This is a genomic window from Thalassoroseus pseudoceratinae, assembly GCF_011634775.1.
Taxonomy (GTDB): domain Bacteria; phylum Planctomycetota; class Planctomycetia; order Planctomycetales; family Planctomycetaceae; genus Thalassoroseus; species Thalassoroseus pseudoceratinae.
Window position 1 is genome coordinate 165,373 of record NZ_JAALXT010000005.1, and the last position, 20,228, is coordinate 185,600.

Annotated in this window: 16 protein-coding genes, 1 other RNA gene and 1 pseudogene; 11 read left to right on the forward strand and 7 right to left on the reverse strand. The window is 55.2% G+C overall.

The genetic code is table 11. The annotated features are described in order from the left end of the window. Positions 1 to 138: 138 nt before the first annotated feature. Positions 139 to 1,005 (reverse strand): YitT family protein, encoded by an 867-nt coding sequence (locus tag G6R38_RS18470; RefSeq protein ID WP_166829556.1) that lies wholly within the window; start codon positions 1,003 to 1,005, stop codon positions 139 to 141. Positions 1,006 to 1,103: 98 nt separating this feature from the next. Further along, the gene (locus G6R38_RS18475) at positions 1,104 to 2,504 is read right to left on the reverse strand and encodes a sulfatase-like hydrolase/transferase (RefSeq protein ID WP_166829559.1); all 1,401 of its coding nucleotides are present in this window, start codon (positions 2,502 to 2,504) and stop codon (positions 1,104 to 1,106) included. 185 nt (positions 2,505 to 2,689) lie between these two features. Here G6R38_RS18475 and G6R38_RS18480 point away from each other — a divergent pair, with 185 nt between their 5' ends. The 10 genes and pseudogenes from G6R38_RS18480 to G6R38_RS18515 all read left to right on the forward strand — a co-directional run bounded on the left by G6R38_RS18480 (position 2,690) and on the right by G6R38_RS18515 (position 10,438). Next, positions 2,690 to 4,261, forward strand: coding sequence for a sulfatase family protein (locus G6R38_RS18480; RefSeq protein WP_166829562.1), 1,572 nt, complete (start codon positions 2,690 to 2,692; stop codon positions 4,259 to 4,261). 9 nt (positions 4,262 to 4,270) lie between these two features. Continuing rightward, positions 4,271 to 4,699: pseudogene (locus G6R38_RS28475) on the forward strand (GNAT family acetyltransferase); the annotation flags it as partial. Further along, entirely contained in the window at positions 4,673 to 5,260 is a 588-nt protein-coding gene (locus tag G6R38_RS28480; protein WP_390881432.1) for a GNAT family N-acetyltransferase, read from the forward strand. The pseudogene G6R38_RS28475 and the gene G6R38_RS28480, both read left to right, overlap by 27 nt. Before the next feature lie 84 nt (positions 5,261 to 5,344). Then, a non-coding RNA gene (ssrS, locus tag G6R38_RS18490) (6S RNA) lies at positions 5,345 to 5,522 on the forward strand. A 412-nt stretch (positions 5,523 to 5,934) separates the two neighbouring features. After that, the gene (locus tag G6R38_RS18495; RefSeq protein WP_166829568.1) at positions 5,935 to 6,192 is read left to right on the forward strand and encodes a hypothetical protein; all 258 of its coding nucleotides are present in this window, start codon (positions 5,935 to 5,937) and stop codon (positions 6,190 to 6,192) included. Beyond that, positions 6,189 to 6,779 carry an AAA family ATPase gene (locus G6R38_RS28075; protein ID WP_240928270.1) on the forward strand — a complete coding sequence of 197 codons (591 nt, stop codon included), beginning with the start codon at positions 6,189 to 6,191 and terminating at the stop codon, positions 6,777 to 6,779. The genes G6R38_RS18495 and G6R38_RS28075 overlap by 4 nt, the downstream gene beginning before the upstream one ends. Continuing rightward, positions 6,780 to 7,517, forward strand: a complete 738-nt coding sequence (locus tag G6R38_RS28080; protein ID WP_240928272.1) for an AAA family ATPase — start codon at positions 6,780 to 6,782, stop codon at positions 7,515 to 7,517. It abuts the gene before it with no gap. Positions 7,518 to 7,592: 75 nt separating this feature from the next. Then, on the forward strand, positions 7,593 to 8,048 hold the full coding sequence (locus G6R38_RS18505) for a hypothetical protein (RefSeq protein WP_166829571.1): 456 nt from the start codon (positions 7,593 to 7,595) through the stop codon (positions 8,046 to 8,048). A 99-nt stretch (positions 8,049 to 8,147) separates the two neighbouring features. Next, entirely contained in the window at positions 8,148 to 8,510 is a 363-nt protein-coding gene (locus G6R38_RS18510) for a YhdT family protein (RefSeq protein WP_166829574.1), read from the forward strand. After that, positions 8,507 to 10,438 (forward strand): sodium:solute symporter family transporter, encoded by a 1,932-nt coding sequence (locus tag G6R38_RS18515; protein ID WP_166829577.1) that lies wholly within the window; start codon positions 8,507 to 8,509, stop codon positions 10,436 to 10,438. The genes G6R38_RS18510 and G6R38_RS18515 overlap by 4 nt, the downstream gene beginning before the upstream one ends. Positions 10,439 to 10,456: 18 nt before the next feature. Here the strand turns inward: G6R38_RS18515 and G6R38_RS18520 are convergent, their stop codons facing one another. Beyond that, the gene (locus G6R38_RS18520) at positions 10,457 to 11,734 is read right to left on the reverse strand and encodes a beta-ketoacyl-[acyl-carrier-protein] synthase family protein (RefSeq protein WP_166829581.1); all 1,278 of its coding nucleotides are present in this window, start codon (positions 11,732 to 11,734) and stop codon (positions 10,457 to 10,459) included. Positions 11,735 to 12,135: 401 nt separating this feature from the next. On the opposite strand from G6R38_RS18520, the gene G6R38_RS18525 reads away from it, so the two are divergent. Then, a complete protein-coding gene (locus G6R38_RS18525) occupies positions 12,136 to 13,719 on the forward strand; it encodes a hypothetical protein (protein ID WP_166829586.1) in 1,584 nt (527 codons plus the stop codon). A gap of 15 nt (positions 13,720 to 13,734) precedes the next feature. On the opposite strand, the gene G6R38_RS18530 is transcribed toward G6R38_RS18525, so the two are convergent. The 4 genes from G6R38_RS18530 to G6R38_RS18545 all read right to left on the reverse strand — a co-directional run bounded on the left by G6R38_RS18530 (position 13,735) and on the right by G6R38_RS18545 (position 20,181). Then, entirely contained in the window at positions 13,735 to 14,241 is a 507-nt protein-coding gene (locus tag G6R38_RS18530) for a CBS domain-containing protein (protein WP_166829589.1), read from the reverse strand. Between the two features lie 103 nt (positions 14,242 to 14,344). Continuing rightward, on the reverse strand, positions 14,345 to 16,504 hold the full coding sequence (locus G6R38_RS18535; protein WP_240928274.1) for a terpene cyclase/mutase family protein: 2,160 nt from the start codon (positions 16,502 to 16,504) through the stop codon (positions 14,345 to 14,347). A 146-nt stretch (positions 16,505 to 16,650) separates the two neighbouring features. Continuing rightward, complete coding sequence (locus G6R38_RS18540; RefSeq protein WP_166829592.1) at positions 16,651 to 17,526, reverse strand: hypothetical protein; 876 nt, start codon at positions 17,524 to 17,526, stop codon at positions 16,651 to 16,653. A 243-nt stretch (positions 17,527 to 17,769) separates the two neighbouring features. Continuing rightward, on the reverse strand, positions 17,770 to 20,181 hold the full coding sequence (locus tag G6R38_RS18545) for an ATP-binding cassette domain-containing protein (RefSeq protein WP_166829595.1): 2,412 nt from the start codon (positions 20,179 to 20,181) through the stop codon (positions 17,770 to 17,772). Positions 20,182 to 20,228: the final 47 nt, after the last annotated feature.

Genomic DNA, 20,228 nt, shown 5'->3' on the forward strand with positions numbered 1-20,228 from the left:
AAAACGATCGTTTCATGGCACACACCAGAACGGCGTGCAACCGAACTTCTCAATTCCAGAACGGGTTCATAATGAATGGAACCGGGGGTTTATCCGATCTGCAAAATCGCTGCAAGACCAAAACCGCGAGCCCGATGGTCATCCGATCGGCGTGATGTAATACCGCCCGGAAATCCCCTCGATATCGTGGAAGTAATAGAAGCACGCCGGGTCCGCGGCTTCGATGGCATCGATCATCGCGGGCAGTTCCTCATGGGTGAGAATCGTACGGACGATGAAAAATGATTCCCCACTGCGACCGCCCGTGCCCGGATGCACTGTGTATGTGCGATGCTCCGTCGTGGCGGAAATCGTTTCGCCAACTTGCTTTTGATCCCGTGTGATCACCACGAGCATCGTGATTTTGAACTTCCGATAGAAGTTGTTCAGCGTCTCCGCAGAGGCGAAAATATACACGCAAGTATACATCAACGTGTTCACGACGGATTCGACTTCACCGGTTTTGACCAAATCCAAAGCCAACCCAAATACCGTCGAAGCTGCCCCCGCGAACACCGCAATCGAACCGACCGGCTTCAGATATTTGACCGCGAAATAGGCGGCTAAAATGTCTTCATCGCCGGTCGAACCGCGATACTTGAACGCCAACGATTTCGCCACGCCCGCCAGAATTCCCCCGAACAACACCAGAATGATTCGTTCGTTCTGCGGTTCCGGTTGGGCGAACCGCAATTCTGGCAGGATCATCAACGAGATCACTACCGTCGCCACGACCACCAGCGATCGCAACGCAAACACACGACTGACCTTCGCAAATGCAAACGTCAGAAGAACTGTCTGAAACGCCACGTACAACCAAATGAAAACCGACTGGCTGTCGAAATAATACGACAACGCCGTCGCGATCCCCTCCGTGCCGGTGAGAATCACCTTGGATGGCAGCACGAAGTAATGCAACGCGATCGCGTACATCAATCCCGCCAACACAATCAGACCGTAATCCATCCACACTCGACGCACGCGATGTCCTCACGAAGTTTGAGTTTAAAATCGCGGATAGTGTAGCAATCGCGCGAGTCATGGTGAACGATGACGTCGCGGGTTCAGAACGATCGTTCCCACCTCTTGAGTTCCGATTGCAATTCTTGAACAACTTGCGGTTTCTCATCGGCGAGGTTTTGCGACTCACGCGGATCGGATTGGAGATCGAACAACTGCCAAGAGCGTTTCGGATTTTCGCGGACGATCTTCCAATTCCCTTTTCGCAACGCAGCATGATTTCGATAGCGAAAGTAGAACGACTCATGGGGCGACTTCGCGTGGTCGGTCAGAACCGGCAGGATATTTTTCCCATCCAACACGACGTCCGCCGGAAGTTTCGCGTGCGTCAATGTCGCGAAGGTCATCAGCAAATCCGGTGACCAACATGGTTCGGAAATCGTGATTCCCGCTGGAATCTTCTTCGGCCATCGAGCCATCGCTACAACTCGCAGTCCGCCTTCCCAACACGTGACCCCGCCGCTGCGAAGTGGATCGTTTGAACCAACATCCAACCCCGTCCGGCCGAGCCTGAACGCTCCATTGTCAGAATAGAAGAAGACCAACGTGTCGTCCGCGATTTTCAGATCATCCAAAGACTTCAACACCCGACCGATGGCCGCATCCAACGCCGTCACGACGGCTCGGTAGCGTTTGACGGGATCACGTTCATCCGGGGACATTCCGTAAGTCTTGAATGCCCAATCCGGAGCTTGCCACTCGTTTGGCTCACCGGGAGCTTTGTTGCGAGCATTCGGAAAGTGCGGTGCATTGAACGGCAAATAGACGAACCACGGCTGTTCTTTTGGGGACTGGCGACGGATGAAATCAATCGCGGCGTCGGCGAACAAATCGGTGCAGTGTTCGCCCTCACGATGCAGTTCTTTCGTGCCCTCGTACAGATCGTGCTTGCCGTTGTAGTTGTGGGTGTAGTAATCCATGTTGCCGGACGCGTGGCCGACGAATTCATCGAAGCCACGCTCAGTCGGTCGGGATCCGTTCGCGAAACCGATGTTCCACTTTCCGAAACATGCGGTGGCATACGCCGGTTTGGGGGTCTTGAGAATTTCCGGAATGAGCGTCTCGCCTTGGCTGAGTCCCTCACCGTAATTCCCATCGAGACCGGGCAACTGATAATCCAAGCCGTGCCGTTGCGGAATGCGTCCAGTCAGCAAACATGCTCGCGACACCGTGCAGGTGGGCGACGCAGTGTAGAAACTTGTCAGCTTCGCGCCCGACTTCGCCAACCGCCCCAAATGCGGAGCCTTTATTTTCGAAGCCGGGTTGTAGCACGGTAAATCACCGAAACCCAAATTGTCGGCCGTGATCAACAGAATATTCGGGGACACCACCGGTGCCGCGTCTTCCGCTGACACCGCAACCGACGACTGAATTCCCGAACCAATCATCAAAGCCGACAGTGCAATCAGCCGCCAAATGTGTGCGGATTGAAAACGATGAAACACGAGAGGTCCTTTGTTGAAGGTCAGTCAGCGCAGGTGGTCATCCCAATGTAACGGGAATTGCGGATGCAAAATACTCAGGCCGGTGGCGTTTCGTGCGGGCGTCGGATTATCATGCGGAGTGTTCCGCCCTTCAATCGGCGAGATCCAACATCTCACACAATCTCTGCTTCAATGACGGTGATCACATGCTGTTCCGAAATCCCTTTCGTTGGTCGCAGGCTGCCTCGCTTGCGATCGTTTTGCTTTTAGTCGTTTCGTCGGCGTCTGCGGCGGAGCGTCCGAATGTCGTGTTGATTTACGGCGATGATGTCGGTTTCGGTGATTTGAGCGTGAATGGCTCAAAAAAGATCCCCACACCGAACCTCGACCGATTGGCCGCCGAAGGGCTGAACTTCACCGACGGGCATTGTCCGGCGTCGACGTGCTCGGCGTCCCGGTACACGATGCTCACGGGAATTCTCGCGCATCGGAAGAACATTCGCGTGCTCGGGCCAACCGCTCCGCTGGCGATTTCCACCGACCGCTATACCTTGCCGCAAGTCTTCAAAGACGCCGGCTACGCCACAGCCGTCGTTGGGAAATGGCATCTCGGATTGGGCGAGAAAGGTCCCGGCACCGATTGGAATGGCGTCGTCAAACCGGGACCGCTGGAAATTGGCTTCGACTACGCTTTCCTTCTGCCGAATACCAACGACCGCGTGCCGACGGTGTATGTGGAGAATCATCGCGTGGTCAATCTCGATCCGAACGACCCCATCTCGATCGGTAAACCGGCCGGTCCGAATTCCACCGTTTATCCCGACGGGAAGAAGAATCCCGAAGCGATGACGTATTACAAAAGCACACATGGCCACAACAATTCCGTGATCAACGGCATCGGTCGCATCGGTACGATGTTCGGTGGAAAGTCGGCGTTGTGGAACGATGAAACCATGGCCGATGAATTTGTCGACCACACCCGAACCTGGTTGAATACGCACCAAAAGAAAAACGCCAAACAACCGTTCTTTCTCTACTTCTCCTCGCAAGACATTCACGTCCCTCGTACGCCGCACCCACGATTTCACGGAAAAAGCGAGTTGGGTTATCGCGGCGATGCGATGGTGCAACTCGATTGGTCGGTCGGACAGATCATGAAGATGCTCGACGAACACGGTATCGCTGACAACACGATGGTCATCTTCTCATCCGACAACGGCCCTGTGTACGACGATGGTTACGATGACGGCACGACGGTGCATACCTCGACGGAAGAAGCCGACCGCGGGCATGATGGCTCCGGACCGTATCGTGGCGGGAAATATCAAATCTACGAAGGTGGCACACGGGTGCCGTTCATTGTCCGTTGGCCCAACCGCATCAAACGGGGGACGTCATCGGCTCTCGTCACGCAGACCGATTTCATTCCGACCTTCGCCGAATTGCTCGATGTCGAAATCCCCGAAGACGCCGCCCCGGATAGCCAAGTCAATCTTGCAGCACTCCTCGGAGACGACTCGAAAGGCAATCGCTACATCGTCGAAGAAGCTCGTGGCTTTGCGATTCGCGATCATCAGTGGAAACTCGTCCGCAATGTCGCCGGACGCAGACAACCGCAGAAGATCAACTACGAATTATACGACTTGTCCGAGGACATCGATGAACAAAACAACGTTGCGAACGCTCATCCGAAAGTCGTTCAACGTCTGGGTGGCATGCTCGAAAAAATCGTGCGGGGAGCAAACGTTCGGGACGTATTGAATTCCCAATCGAAGTAGAGATTGAAGATGTCGAAAATCATTGTGCGCTCTTTTCGATCATCAGACTACGACGCGGTCATCGCTCTGCGTGAAACCGCGTTGCCCAGTTCGCATCCTCGCAACGATCCCAAACGGGCGATCTGTCGAAAGCTCGCGTTTGACGATGGTTTGTTCTTCGTCGCCGAACGCGGCGGTAACATCGTCGGCACGGTGATGGCGGGTTACGATGGCGTACGGGGTTGGATTTACTCGCTCGCCGTCGCGGAGGACGCCCGTGGACTTGGCGTCGGTCGCAAACTGCTCGAAGAAGTCGAACAGACGCTCCGTGACAAAGGCTGTGACAAAATCAATCTGCAAGTGCTTGGGGAGAATTCCCAAGTCGTCGAGTTCTACCAAAAGTGCGGATTCCGGGTCGAAGATCGCATTTCGATGGGCAAAGACACATTGGTGACAGATGCCATCGCCGAGCCGGTTCCGACCATCGTGGTGAATCCGGAAATCGAACTCTCACAAATTGTGCGGAAGGATCGAGCCGCCTATTTGCAGTATCTGAATGAATCCGGCGATTTTTACGATCGCATGGGCAAGATGCCGTTTCCATATCGGCAGAGTGATGTCGACACTTGGCTAATGAAGGTGCAACGCGGCACACTGCGAACGCATAACCGCCGAAATTGGGCCATTCGTAACGCAGACGGAAAACTCATCGGCGGCATCGGATTGTTCGACATCACACTCAAGCAGAAATGCGGCACAGGGTATTGGCTGGCCAAACGGTATTGGGGCCAAGGAATCATGACCGCTGTCCTTCGCCGACTCTGCGAATTCGCATTCGAGACCTACCGTCTGCAACGGATGTTCGCTCAAGCGTTGAGCACGAATCCGGCCTCGGGGAAAGTCCTGCAAAAAGCCGGGTTTCAGCTTGAGGGCACTTTGCGTAACCATTTTTTCCGGGATGGAAAGGGCTACGACCTGCAATATTTCGGACGACTGAATTCACCGCACGACGCCAATTGATAATCCGGGGAAACTTGCCAGAGAACATCTTGTCGGGTCTGGGGGTGCGTGCTACGATGCATCTAGCAATCCGAGAGGACTTGCTTGCCTCTACCACCTATATCGCCTGGGCAATTGTCGAACCCTATGTATTGAACCCAGGGAACCCTGTCGGTGTGGCAGCGTGTATAGCCGGCTTGTACCGGATCACACAATCCATGCGGAGGGTGCCCACCTAGCATTTTCGGGTTCGTACACAGCCCACGCGATCGGTAGAGGTTTTACTCAACTTTCAAAGCTCTCTGGTTCTACCAGAGGGCTTTTTCTTTTTGGGTAGACGGGATCGCCGTTGGCGATGATGATGTGATGAGGCCTTGTGTGATGATGTGAAATACGGGATGTCGTGAGCGTGAGAACCGTGTGACATTGATATCACTCAGGAGAAATCACATCATCACCTCAGACCTCATCACATCATCACCAAAATGCCCGGACTCTTCGACGCCCAGGAAGCCGACAATCTTCACGAAGCGGATCCGCTGGCTGCTCGTTTCACGTAATCACTTCGGTGAACCATGCTTCGATTCCGCTCCATCGTGAATCAGTTTCCAATTGAAGAAATGAGGTTGTTTCGCCAACTGACAGGACTGAGTCTTCAAGAAATTCGGGCTCGCGCAATCTCGGGAGAGCCGTTAGTGACCATCGAACCGTTCTGCAATGATTGGCAGGAAAGAAGACACCTATTGGTACAATTGGCCCAACAAATTTCGAATGGCGAACTCCATCTGGTAGCTATTGACGAAGAAGGGCCGATGACAGTGGAAGGGCTTTGGGGTGTCATTCAACACTTACGCGCTGTTGAGCTAGAAACGCAAATGCACACCGATCTCGAACAGGGTTACATCAACACTCGTGATCAATTCGTACCACACGACGAAGACTGGACACGATGAACATGGCCGGGAAAGGGTTATTCGATCAACAGGAAGCCGACAATCTCCGCGATGCCGAACCGCTTGCCGTTCGGATGCGACCGCGATCGCTGGATGAATTCGTCGGCCAAACGCATTTTTTGGGTGAAGGAAAACTTCTCCGCCGGATGTTGGCGGCGGATCGGTTGGGGTCGGTGTTGTTTTATGGTCCACCGGGCACTGGGAAAACGACGCTGGCGAAATTGATCGCTCGGCAAACGAAGTCGAACTTCGTGACCATCAACGCCGCCGCATCGAGCGTCAAGGAACTACGAGCCGAGTTGGAAACCGCCCGACGGAATCTCAAGACCGGTGGCACGCGGACGGTATTGTTCATCGATGAACTTCACCGCTTCAACAAGGCTCAGCAGGACGTGTTGTTGCCAGACGTGGAAACCGGTGTCGTCACGTTGATCGGGGCGACGACGGCGAATCCGTTTTTCTCTCTCGTCGCGCCACTCGTCAGTCGAAGTCAGATTTTCGAATTCCAATCCCTCGCCGCCGAAGACGTCGAGAAAGTTTTGCGGCGGGCACTCACCGACAAAGAAAACGGCCTCGCGAAACACTAAGTGCAAGTCGATGACGACGCCATCGCCTTTCTCGCCGACATCTCCGAAGGTGATGCGCGAAGGGCGCTCAGTGCCCTCGAAATTGCGGTGCTGTCGGTGTTGGAAACGGATCAGCACGTGACCGTCGACGTCGCTCAAGAATCGATCCAGAAGAAGGCGATCTACTACGACGGCACCGGCGACGAACACTACGATGCGGCGAGCGTGTTCATCAAGAGCATGCGGGGCGGCGACCCCGACGCGGCGGTGTATTGGTTGGCTCGCATGTTGGAAGCCGGTGAGGACCCGCGGTTCATCGCCCGGCGGATTGTGATTCTCGCCTCCGAAGACATCGGTAACGCTGACCCGCAAGCCCTCGTCATCGCCAACGCCGCCGCTCAAGCGACGGACTTCGTCGGTCTGCCGGAATGTCGCATCATCCTTTCGCACGCCGTTTGTTACATGGCGACGGCACCAAAATCGAACGCCGCTTACAAAGCGATCAACGAAGCTCAGCAAGACATCAAGAATCAACGCGTTCTGCCGGTCCCCATGACGCTCCGCGACAAAAATTCCAGCGGCCGCAAATTGAATCAAGAAGGCCACTACGTCTACCCGCACAACGCCGCCGAGGGCTACGTCGATCAGGACTATCTCGGAGTCGAAAAAACCTACTACACTCCCACCAATCGCGGTTACGAAGCCGAAATCCAAAAACGCCTCGCCCATTGGCGTTCACTGAGGGACGAAGAGTCGTAGGGACGGGCGTGACGAGTGCTCCCAAGCGTGTTCCAACGTTGACTCCACCGCCGCCATGAATGGAGAGACACCGCAATGAAGTTTCTCAAGATCACCGTTGTGTTGCTGCTTTGGGGAGCGGCGTTGATTGGCGTGCTTCAATTGAAAGCTCTGCCGGTTTCTCCATCGCATAGCGTCTGTGGACCTTGGGGCTGCGGACCTGAGATTCCATCGCTGCTGGCATATCACGGCTTCTGGCTTGTCGTGCTGAGTCTCCCGACAATACTCGTCTGCCGACATCTCTCACAAATGCGGCTGCGGCGTCTCGGAGTTGGGGGGGTCGTGCTCGCGATCCTGTGTATTGTGGCAATTTGCATTTGGCAGCGGATGACCTGGTGGCCCGACGTCACAGACTGGCAGCGAGAATACTTCGTCAAACGCTGCATGTTCGTGGTGATCACGGCGGTGGACTGGCCTGTCTTGCAAATCTTGTTCTTAAGTACACTTTGCGGTTTGACGGGTTGGTTCAAACGGGAATCGAGTTTCGCATAAAAGAATAGTAACCATTAGATTCTCGTGCAGCGTGACGGTACAATCAGCGGACTTTGATGTAAGCACTCACCCTGGATGTTCTCGAATTGACTTACACTTATGTCTGACACCTCCGCTCTCGAACTCCCGAACGATTTCGAGTTCGACGACACGTTCCTCCACGCCCGCAAAGAAGCCCTGATTATCCTGGGCATTTGGTTCGTTTGCCTGCTGTGGACGATTCCCTATTGCTATCTCAACGGGTTCGCGGACCCGGCGGCGGAAACCACGCAGATTGCGACCGTGTGGGGCATTCCAAGTTGGGTGTTCTGGGGCGTGGGTCTACCGTGGTTGGTGGCGGATATCGCCACGACCTGGTTTTGCTTCGCCTACATGAAAGACGACGATCTCGGCGAAACCCATGAAGGAGCCGACCTCGAAGAACAACACGAACTGGCCGAACGTGCGGAGGGGCAAGCATGAGCGAGTTTCCTTCCGCCATCTTCGCCGCGAATTCGAATCCGGCGTTGATCACATTCTTGTTGTACACGCTCGCGGTGTTCGGCATCGCGGGGTTGTCGAATCAGTTGCTCAAGGGGCGAAGTTTCCTCAGCGAGTATTTTCTCGGCAGCCGAAGTCTCGGGGTGTGGGCGTTTGCACTGACGTTCGCGGCCACAAGTTCTTCCGGGGGAAGTTTCACGGGGTTTCCCTCGCTGATCTACACGCACGGTTGGATTTTGGCCCTTTGGATCAGCAGTTACATGGTCGTGCCGATCTGCACGATGGGCTTACTCGGCAAACGATTGAACCAAATCGCTAGAATCTCCGGTTCGATCACCGTACCCGACGTCCTCCGCGACCGCTTCCGTAGCGTGGGACTCGGCTTGCTTGCGGTTTTGCTGATCGTGTTCTTCATGAGTTTCAATCTCGTCGCGCAATTCAAAGCCGGCGCGATGATTCTCAAAACACTACTGCAAGACGTCGCCGTCTTCGAAAACTCCGCCCGGTCGCTTGGTTCGATGACGAGCGGCATTTCGTTGTTCGGTGATGACCCGCAGTATTTGCTGTGCTTAGTGTCCTTCGGGATCGCCGTCATCATCTACACGACTTACGGTGGATTCCACGCCGTGGTTTGGACCGACGTGATGCAAGGTGTGGTGATGGTGATCGGCGTGCTGATCATGTTGCCACTCACGCTCGATGCTGTCGGAGGGCTGGAAAATGCCACTCAAGAAATGGCCCAAATGAAACCGCCGGTGGAGCAGGTCCTCACACTCGAAGACACATCGCCCGACACGCCATTGCACGTGGACAAAGGCGATTGGCTCGTGGTGGATAATCGCATTTTCCGTTTCGCCGAAAATGCGCGTTGGACAGAGGACGAACCAAGCCAGTCGGTGAATGTGATTGAAATCGTCACGGCCAGCGAGAAAGAACGGTTTGTCAGCCAACCACATCCGCGATATCAAGCGGCGACCGAATTGGGCGAGAACGAAGTGAGTCTCGTCGAAGTCGGGGACGCCACGGAGTTCGCCTATGGAGCCGAACAATCAGGGGCATACGTAAGCGGACCAGGGCCAAGCAAAACCAACGCCAACGGCTTCCTACCGCTCTCACTCGCGATTTCGTTTTTCTTCATGTGGTCGATTTCGGGGAGCGGGCAGCCAAGTAACATGGTCCGGCTGATGGCGTTTAATAGTTCGACAACGTTGCGACGCTCGATCTTCACCGTCGCGATTTATTACACCGCGATTTACTTTCCGCTGGTCATCATCTTCTGTTGTGCCCGTGTGTTGATGCCGGGGATGGAAGTCGAGTCGGACCGCATTATGCCTGCGATGGCCGTGTTCATTACCGAAAACGCTGGCGTCGGTTGGTTAGCCGGTTTGTTGGTGGCGGCTCCGTTTGCGGCGGTGATGAGTACCGTCGACAGTTTCCTCCTGATGATCTCGTCGGCTCTCGTGCGGGACATCTACCAACGCAACGTGAACCCCGACGTGCAGGAACGCACGATCAAACGGCTGAGTTATTGGTGCACGCTGATCGTCGGAACGGCGGCGATGTTCGGGGCGATGAACCCGCCGGAATTCTTGCAGAACATCATCGTCTATACCGGTAGTGGATTGGCGGCGGCGTTTTTGGCACCGGTTGCGTATGCCTTGTATTGGCCTCGTGTCAACACGGCTGGCGTAATCGCAGCGATGCTAGGTGGGTTCACAGCTCACCTTTCGATGTACATCACCGGCATGTTTGTCAACGACAGCTTCTTCAACCCGTACCGGTTGTTCGATTTCGATCCGATTTTGGTCGGATTGTTCTCGTCGTTCCTGATCGGCTGGTTGGTAACGAAAGCGACCCCACCACCGCCAGCGGATCTCGTCGCACGCTACTTCGGAAAGCCCAAGGCATAATTTCCCACGCCGCCGTGGTTATTCCCCCCGAATGACGACGGCGGCACTTTGTCCGGCGGATGTCCGACTGACCACGACTGCGGTTGGATGCGTGCTGGGCTGCGCGTCGGCACTCAATTGGAGCGGGCATTTCGAGTCGACATGCCGAAGGTTGCGTGTCGGTGGAATCGTTCGCTCACGCAACGCGAGCAAACTGCTGGCAAGTTCCATCGCCCCGGAACCGGCATCAGCGGTTCCCAAACTTCCTTTCAAAGCAACACAAGGAATGCGATTCAAAGCTTCGCCGAAAACGGTCGCCAATGCTCTTGCTTCAGTGCAATCCGTATTCCGCCCGCCGTGTCCGTGTGTATTGATGTGACCAATCTCGTCCGCTCGCAAATTCGACGACCTAGTCGCAGCACTCACGGCGTGAATCATGCCGCGCCCCGTCAGGGAGTCCATAGGATCACAACCGCTGCCAATACCGAGAACTTCCGCAAACACGGTCGCCCCCCGTTTGGTGGCATGACTTCGGCGTTCCAACACGAATGCCGCCGCTCCTTCGCCGACTACGGTGCCGTCACGGTCTTGGTCAAACGGACGACATGCACCGGCGGGATCGTCGAACGATTGCGAGAGTTCATCGAATAACTGCAATTTGAGCCAATCGAGTGGAGCCACCAACGATCCGCACCCACCCACGATGACGCAATCTGCTGCGTCGCGTTCGATCATGTTGACCGCTTCGCCGATCGACAGCAGAGCCCCGCAATCGCGGCTGGTGATCGTGTTGCTCGGCCCACGCGCATCGAACTCGATCGACACATGGCTGGCGGGCATGTTTGGCAACTGTCGGAGCAACCACAACGGTGCGATCTCGTCGGTCGCGGTGTGCCCCCACTTCGCGGCGATGAACTCCCCGGCTTCGGTTCGGCAAGCGGCCAGCACATTGGACAGTTCTTGTGGTGTCGTCGAGAGTCGTCCCGCACCAAAAACAACGCCCAACCGTTCGGGCGGAATGTCACGACGGGCCAAACCGGCTTCCCGCATCGCGAGAGTCGCCGCGGCGGTTCCGAACTGAATCGCGGGCGGCATCACCTTGAGAAACTTCCGCCGTCGAGCAAGCAGCTGATTCGGATCGAAGTCTTTGACTCGTGCAGCAAGCCGAGGCGTTTCCGTGCCCTCTGCGATCAACTCAACACCCGACTTGCCAGCCACAAGAGACTGCCAAAACGGATCGTTGCCGATACCGATGGGCGAAACCACGCCAACACCGGTGATGACAACAGATTGACTCGTATCGCGTCCCGTGGGCATGACGTGTCCGACGCGGCAATAGCCTTGTCCTGGCGTTGGTGGTGAATCCCGGTTGACGTCACCCGCTCCGTGGTCGCTTGTTCGAGCTTGCTCGATCCAAAAATGCCGTATGACATTCTAGTGCGGTCACACGCCATCGGTTGACGGAGGCGGTCGCGGGTCGCGTTGGGTCGGAAATTACAACGGGAATTGCCGATTCTGTCAAGAAGGACCAGCACGAAGTATTTTTCCTGACCGTCACAAACCCACCCGACATTTCGATTCTTCGCCCCACGATGAGTTCCGCCCGGGTTCAGTGGTCGGGCAGGGCGAGGGAATTGCCATTGGGAATGCAGACCCTCTGCGATATGGTTCCGCTCCCGCAGATTTCGCGATTTCCCTCACCGACGAGGCCAATCGAAATGCATTTCGCCCGCATCGGCACATTCGCCGCCTTGATCGTTTCCGTCAGCGTTGGAGTCATTCCAGCTCAAGACGGCCCCTTGCTCATCCCCCCAACACAACCGACACCCCCACCGCCGGAATTGCCCACGATTGATTCCTTTCCGTCAACGGAGTTGGACTATCGGGAGAGCCGAGCTGACCGGTTGATCGCGTTGCGTCCCAAGGGAACAGATTTCTCAAGGCCTTCACTCGAAAGGTTTTACGCAGCGTTCGAGAGTGCGTATGGACCGACGTACCGTGAAGTGCCGCTCGAAGCGAAGGCGGAATTGTACGAATGGGCGTTAGAGCGTTATCACTGGACACCCTGGGACCAAGTGCTGCCTCGGGTGATTCTTTCCGACGACCCAAACGCCGAAATCGGTTGGCATCAGGGTGCGGATATTTCGACTTGGAACGGGGCGTTTTTGGCGGCCCTTAGTTACAAATATGCCGTCACCCGAGAACCGGAAACGCTAGAGAAAATTGCCCGTCTACTGCGGGGACTGCACTTGTTCCTCAAAGTCACCGATGAAATGGGCCTGCCCGCCCGTTGTGTAATGAAAACGAAACAAGGCGATGTGAACCGACATTTCGTCACCGAAGACGGCGAAGAATTTTGGTTTCGCAGCGATGCCGCGAAGGGCACGTTGAATCAGATTGTCGGTGGATTTGCGGTGATGATGTTGCTTGCTTATCCCGATTTGCCACCAGATGTCCAAGCTCAGGCTCGGTTCGATTTGCAGGAAATGGCGTATCATCTTATCCGTCACGATTACAAATTGACCGAACGCGATGGCAAGCACACCAAGTACGGCAATCTCACGCCGCGTATCGGCTCCACGGGTGTGCCGTTCAATGCGCAGGTGGCTTATACTGTCATCGCTGCCGCGACGATTTTCGAAGGTCCCGATGAGGGTAAACAACGCAAGATCCTCAAGCATATGCAGGACTTACGTGGCAGACATCATGTGTATTACGAATCACCACTCAGGCATATCATTCTGCCGCAGCGAATCGGTGCCAGCCCGTTCGTCAAAGGCATGAACGATCGCAACCACGTCTGCAATGCGGCGTACATCGGTTTGTTCTTGGAACGATACGACGCCGTCAAAAACAATCGTCCGCTCGATTCCCGATTCTGTTACGAACTCGGCCGCACGATGTTCTGGACGCTCCGCGAGTTGGAAGATCATCGGAATGCGTTGATCAATTTCCAATGGGTCGGCATTCTCAGTGATCCGGACCTCTTACCGCGAATCCTGAAAGAAAACGAGCAGCAGCCAATCCTTCGGCAACTCGCCAAATTGCACGCCGACGGCATGGAGCAACTTCACCGCTTTCCCATCAACCGCTTCGGAACGGAAGGCCAAGAGGCCGATTCGCCCGTGCCGCTGTGGGTCGATGCCCGTAAACGTCACGACGCTTACTTGTGGAAAAGCGACGCCTTCCAAGCCTGGCAATCCAACGGCCAAACCACACCCACGCACATCGCGTCGATCGACTTCCTACACGCCTACTGGCTGATGCGGTATTGGGGCCTGGATCGCTCGGTGGCTCGCTGATTGATCAACGGGTGCTCACTCACCCGGTTCATCGGCAACATTGACCATCGCGGCGAGCACATCCATCGCGGTGATCATACCGCAGAGCGTGCCATACGCATCCACAACGGGCACGCGATGCCAGTGCCGGTCACACATCAATCGAGCGACATCGACCAAGGTGGAGACATCGCGAACCGATTTCACATGCTCAGACATCCGCGTAGCCACGGATTGCGTTAGGAAATCGGGATCGAGTGCGGGCGCGTTGTCCCAAATCTTCCAAACGGAGCGTTGATTGCCGTGTTCGAGCGTGCCCGGTTGTGGCGGCTCGTCTGTTTTGGAGATCTCCATGAAGTCAGCGAGCGACAGAATTCCCACGAGTTTGCCGTCATCCGAAACCACGGGAGCCCCGGTGATGTGCTGTTCGCGGAAGGTGTGCAAAGCGGCTTCGAGCGTGTCGTTCTGTGCGACGGTAATGACCGGTCGCGTCATAATGTCTTTGGCTCGAAGTTCACCGAGACGTCCGGGCAGCCGAGACATTTTCGTTTCTCCAACATCATTTTCGAGGATCACAAAGAAAAACCGCCGCGAAGCCAACGACGCTTCGGGGCGGTTAAATTTTCATTGAGAACCACGCTCCGCGTTACTTCGCTCGCAGTCGATTGTAACGCCCAAGGGCCATCAGAGGGAAGTAGATGCGGTAATAGTGATAACGCAAGTAGAAGACTTTCGGGAACCCGGTGCCGGTGAACCATGGTTCGTCCCAGGTGCCGTCGTCTTTTTGCGTGCTCAGCAGGTATTCCACACCGCGTTGAACTTCGGGGGAATTTTCCTCACCAGCAGCCATCAATCCCATCAACGCCCACGCGGTTTGCGAAGCCGTCGCCGGGCCTTGTCCGCGAAGTTTGGGATCGTCGTACGAATCGGCCGTTTCGCCCCATCCCCCCGACGATTGCTGACAATTCTTCAGCCACCGCACGCCGGCTTGAATTCGGGGGTCCATCGTGGAGTAACCGATGTGAGTCATGCCGACCAACACCTGCCATGTCCCGTAGATGTAGTTGACACCCCAACGGCCGAACCAGGCCCCATCCGGTTCCTGTTCGCTCCACACAAATTCGGCGGCTTTTTCGAGGGCAGGGTGGCTGAGCGGCACATTGAGATGGCTGAACATCTCGATGATTCGGGCGGTGATGTCGGCGGTGCTCGGGTCGATCATTGCGTTGTGATCGGCAAAGGGAACCCGCGTGAACAATTCCCGATCGTTGTCGGAATCGAACGCTCCCCAACCGCCGTTCTTGCTCTGCATGCTGAGCATCCACTTCGTGCCCCGCCAAATGGCATTCAGAATCGGGGCAGCGTCTTCCACGTCCCGGGTGGAATTGTGATGGCCTCGTCCACTGATGACGGCCGACGCATCTCGGTCGGCTTCATGCGGACTCCAATCGCCCAACAGGAATTGTGTCTGCCATTCGCCGTCATCGGTGCTGCTCGGCAAACACCGACTGAGCGCCATCACCACCATCGAAGTGTCATCGGTGTCGGGATAGAACTCATTGTTGAACTCGAAGTACCATCCCGCAGGTGGTGTGTTCGGTTTGAGCATCGACCAATCGCCGGGGTCTTTGACTTCCTTGCTCAGTAGCCATTCGACCGACTTGCGAATTCCCGGATGATTCCGCGGCACACCGGCGTCTCGCAAGGCGATTGTCGCAATTGCCGTATCCCACACGGGCGACTTACACGGTTGCAAGCGGATTGTGTCATCTTCTTCGATGAACAACGCTTCCAGCTCGTCCATCGCAGCTCGGACCATCGGAGAATCATCCGAATGACCGAGACATTTCAGACCGATAATGCTCCAGACAATCGGCGGGAAGATCGCGCCCAGACCGTCGCTCTTTTCAAAGCGTTCGGTCATCCAGTCGGCGGCCCGATTGATGGCCACTTTCCGCAGCGGCTTGATTCGCAACTTCTCGGCCACCTTGACCGCCGAATCCAACCACAAGAACATTTGGTCCCAATTCAACCGGGTCGACTTCTTCAAGTCGTCCACGACGCCCGCCGGATCGGTGGCCAATTTCAGGTCATCGGGATGTTCCAAGAACAATTCGTGAATGTGCATCGACTTGGGAAGATGCCGCACCGGTTGGTACGCCCACAGCAAACTGAGGGGAATCACGATCGTCCGCGACCATGACGACATTTCGTAGATATTGAACGGCATCCACTTCGGAATGAGGATCAACTCCGGCGGCACAACCGGGCATTGGGAGTACTTCAAGAGCCCCAACATCGCCAAGTAATACCGAGTAAAACTGTTGATCTTCTCCGCACCACCCGCTTGCCGAATCGCATTGCGAGCCCGGATCATTTCCTCGCTGTTCGGATCGAACCCGAGAATCTTCAACGCCAAATACGCTTTGACCGAACCGCTGATCTCCAACTTCCCGCCGGGATACATCGCCCAACCGCCGGTCGGAAGTTGCTGCTTGCGGATGTATTCAGCACACTTGCGTGCCGTCTCCGAGCGTTCTTGCCCAAGATAGGTCAGCAAGAGGATGTACTCGGACTCGAGAATCGTATCCCCTTCGAGTTCCGCACACCAAAAGCCGTCTTCGTGCTGCTCGTTCAACATGAACGATGTCGTCCGTCCGATGGCCGCCTCCACACGGTCACGGTCACCAACCTTCGGGACATTCCATTCCTTCAACGATGCGGCCGTTGTTCCGCTCTGAGCAGGAGGCCCAGCCATACCGGCATCAAAACGAAGACGATTGGGACCATGGGAGCCGGAAGCCATTTCCGTGTTCCTAGATGAAGAAGGATTGGGAGAGATAAACGCGGAGTGGGCAGTATTCTAAAAGCATCGATGCAGTGTCACAAGCTTGCCCACGACGACGCCGACCAAATCGACTGAACGTCAGTTGCACATCCGCAACAATCGATTTAATGCGAAGCTCTTAACGGCACGATTCGAGAAATTCGATACTTCGGAAAGCCCGTTCGCGGATCGAGATTCGTATTGTCGATCCCGCCTTCGACGAAGACAACTTCACCGTCCTGCAACCCGGTTAGCTTCGGGTGATCGGCCAATGTGATCTGCCCGTTGAATGGATCATTCGCCTGCGGAACTTGACTGTAGAAGATGATCCAGACATTGTCTTGCGGATCATAATCGACGATTCCACGCAACCAGGAGTAGCCGTTCGGATCACGATCGTAAGGGCTCAACTCGGTGTTGCCGGCAGGAACCACACCCGATGCACGTGCGGTCGATTGCACATTCGCTGCGTTTTCGACTCCTCGCGATCCATCCGGCTGAAACATCGCGCCTTCGGGATAAAACGGCGTCGAATTCCCACCGCCAAACGTTCCACCACCACCCGCAGGCGGAACCGTGTTCGCATCGGGATAAACAGGAACCGTTCCGCCACCGTCGTAACTTCCCCCCGATGGCGGCGGAAGATCGGAACTTCCCGGAACCGTTCCCGATGAACCTCCAGGAACGACCGGTTGTGGAGAACCATACTCCTCGGGCGGCAACGATGGACCAAAAGTCGATCCATCACTCGGGAAGCTCTGCGGCGTCCCCAACGGTGCGGAATAGGCCGGCGTCGGCATTCCCGTCGGGGGTGCGACCGTCGGCGATCCATATGCAGGTACAGAGTTATAAGGCTGATAAGGTGCCGGTGCGTAAGGACTGTAGGGAGCGGATTGATAGTGCGAAAAACACCCCGACGCTCCGACGAGTCCGACCAATCCTATCCAGCGCAATGCGTTTTCAAGTCGTCCAAGAAGACGACTACAATTGTTGGCAGCCATGCCGTGGGTCCTCGTATCCGTTCCGAGAAATGAAAATTCCGGATCGGCACACTCCATAGCGGGGAACCTGGAGCGGCGAATCGGCAGGTAGAGCAATCAACCATCATGCGAAAAGAAAACTTCGCACGACAATTCATTGCCGGACCGGAGTGCGAATCTTAGAGAACTTGGCATATAAATCTAGAGCAGTTTCCGCTTCGACTTGAGCCAAATCCAACAATATTCGCAATTTCTCGAAAAGAATTACGCAACCTTGCGAGCGTCTTCGCTTGTAGTCGACTCGACCGATTCCGTTTGCAGGAAATCATAGACAATCGACGTTGAAACGAGACTCTTCGAGCGATTCGTCGCGCCCACAACACACCGAGCAAATTTCGGCAAACGGGCGATCACGTGAGGATTATCAGACTCACGACTTTGCAGGGCCAAGTTCACATCGTAGACACCGGCATTGAGATGCGGAATCATCTCGAACTCATAACGCCGCACGAGTCCTGAATCACTATCAGACTCGATCAACCGGGGATCAAGCACGGTATCAAGACTTGCCACTCGTCGGCCGTCGAGTGTTGTAAATGACAGTTTCAAACCTGGGCTTTGCATCGACCTCGCTAGTCGAGTGTAGAAGACAGTTTTTAACGATGCCCCAGGTGCAATCTGAACATGATGAGGATCGTCAAAACCCATGAAACCTGCGGCGGCAATCTCAGTCCCGTTGTACTCTGGCGCCGTCTCCGATTTCTTCCGACTTAACAACTGCAATTCAGACGACGTCTCTTGAGATTCCTCAATCGAAATCCGTTTCGGATAAGCCACCCGAACCTCGTTGCCGGTACTAGCACCACCAACGACCTGCATTCGGAACGCTTCGACCGACTCAATTTCCACCTGACGACCATCCGGCGTATCCGCAGTCGCACTGATATTGAATTCATAGTCAGCCGCTGTCACATTCGCATCAAAGTCCACATCAACCTGAAACCGTCCCGGTTCACAAGTGGACCGATCAATCTTCGCGGTCAACCCACCGAGCACAGGTTTGCCGGACTCGTGAATCTGAACACGAATCTCACACTGCTCTAGCTTCTCGTTCGCCTCAAACTCGACACTCAAGCGACAGTGTTCACCAACACGAACAAAAGTTCGTGGAACGCGAGCCGACGGCGCAAAGCCACGCACCACACGCAAACCGGTTGCATCGCCGACAAGACCTGAAATCGTCTCATCACTTCCATGCATGGTTAGTTTTCGACACGCGAGAACCGGACGCTCCGAAGCGGACGGCTGATCGTGTTTCAAACCGCCGAGCTCCCGAATCGCAACATGCGTATTCAAATCCGCATTCGCGACTAGTCCGAGATTGCACAGCGTGTCTTCACAGATCGCATCATTGCTCTGCAAACTACCGCCGGATTCCAGTTCCACTGGCCAGTGCTGATCCGACAAAATTTGCTCCGCATCATCCGCCAACGGCCGAGTGACAAGAAGACGAAGCTCATATCGTCCTGGTGCCTCATCGACTGAAAACCCCCAGTTCAATCTTCCTTCGTCGCCTTCACCCGTGGGTGCAAAACGATCCGCCTCCAGCACAAACTCAGAGCGATCAACACACACACCATTCGGCTTCGTTAACGACAAGCGAACAACTGGCCGAACAACGGATTCATGAAATCGAAGTTGCAGGGACAATGACTGCTCTGAGCCAGTTTGGAACGTCGTTGCTCTATTTGAATCCAGTGACTGGCCGGACAACTGCACCTCTGAAACTTCAACAATTGAACTTGACTGAGGAGTCGTCTCGCTGTGACCAGGACCAAAGATTCGACAGACCGACGCTGCTTCGGGAAGTGCGTTCGGATTCTGTGTTTTGACCTCACGCGCGCCAGACGCTTCCGACTCTGCATCAGTCTGATACTGCTCTAACAGAACATCAGCCGCACCATGCGCTAGGACTTGTCCTTTCTGCAGCCATAACGCCTCGTCCGCCAGTCTCCGCAACTGACCAGCCGAATGACTCACAAGAACTAACGTCGTCCCCTGTTTCTTCAACCCTTGAAGATGGCGGATACATTTTTCCCGAAAGGCCACATCACCAACAGCGAGCACTTCATCGACTAGCAACACATCGGGCTGAGCTTGAGCCGCAATACTATACGAGAGTCGAACATACATGCCGCTACTGTAGTACTTGACTGGCATGTCGATGTATTGGCCGATCTCGGAGAACTCGAGAATATCGTCAAAACGACGATCGATTTCACTTCGACTCAGACCTAGCAGACTACCATAAATGTAGACGTTCTCGCGTCCTGATAGCATGGGATGAAACCCCACACCGGACATCATCAATGCGACGAGTCGTCCACGCGCACGAATCTCGCCTTGATCAGGTGTAATCACCCCTGTCAACAGTTTCATCAAGGTACTTTTGCCGGCACCGTTTCGTCCGATGACTGCTAAGCATTTGCCAGGGCCGATCTCGAACGAGACGTCGCGGAGACTCCAAAACTCGTCGTTTCGCAACTCTTGACTTTTGCTAGCCATGTTAAAGAATGTGCGGCACGAGTCCGTCATAGCATACAACGAACCTCGACGGAGGTTTCCGCAGTACCGCTTCCAGACATTGCTAACTTTTAGCTTCCAAGGATCAGCCATGTTCTCGACACCACTTTCCGACGACATCACAGGTGGCTAGACTAGCA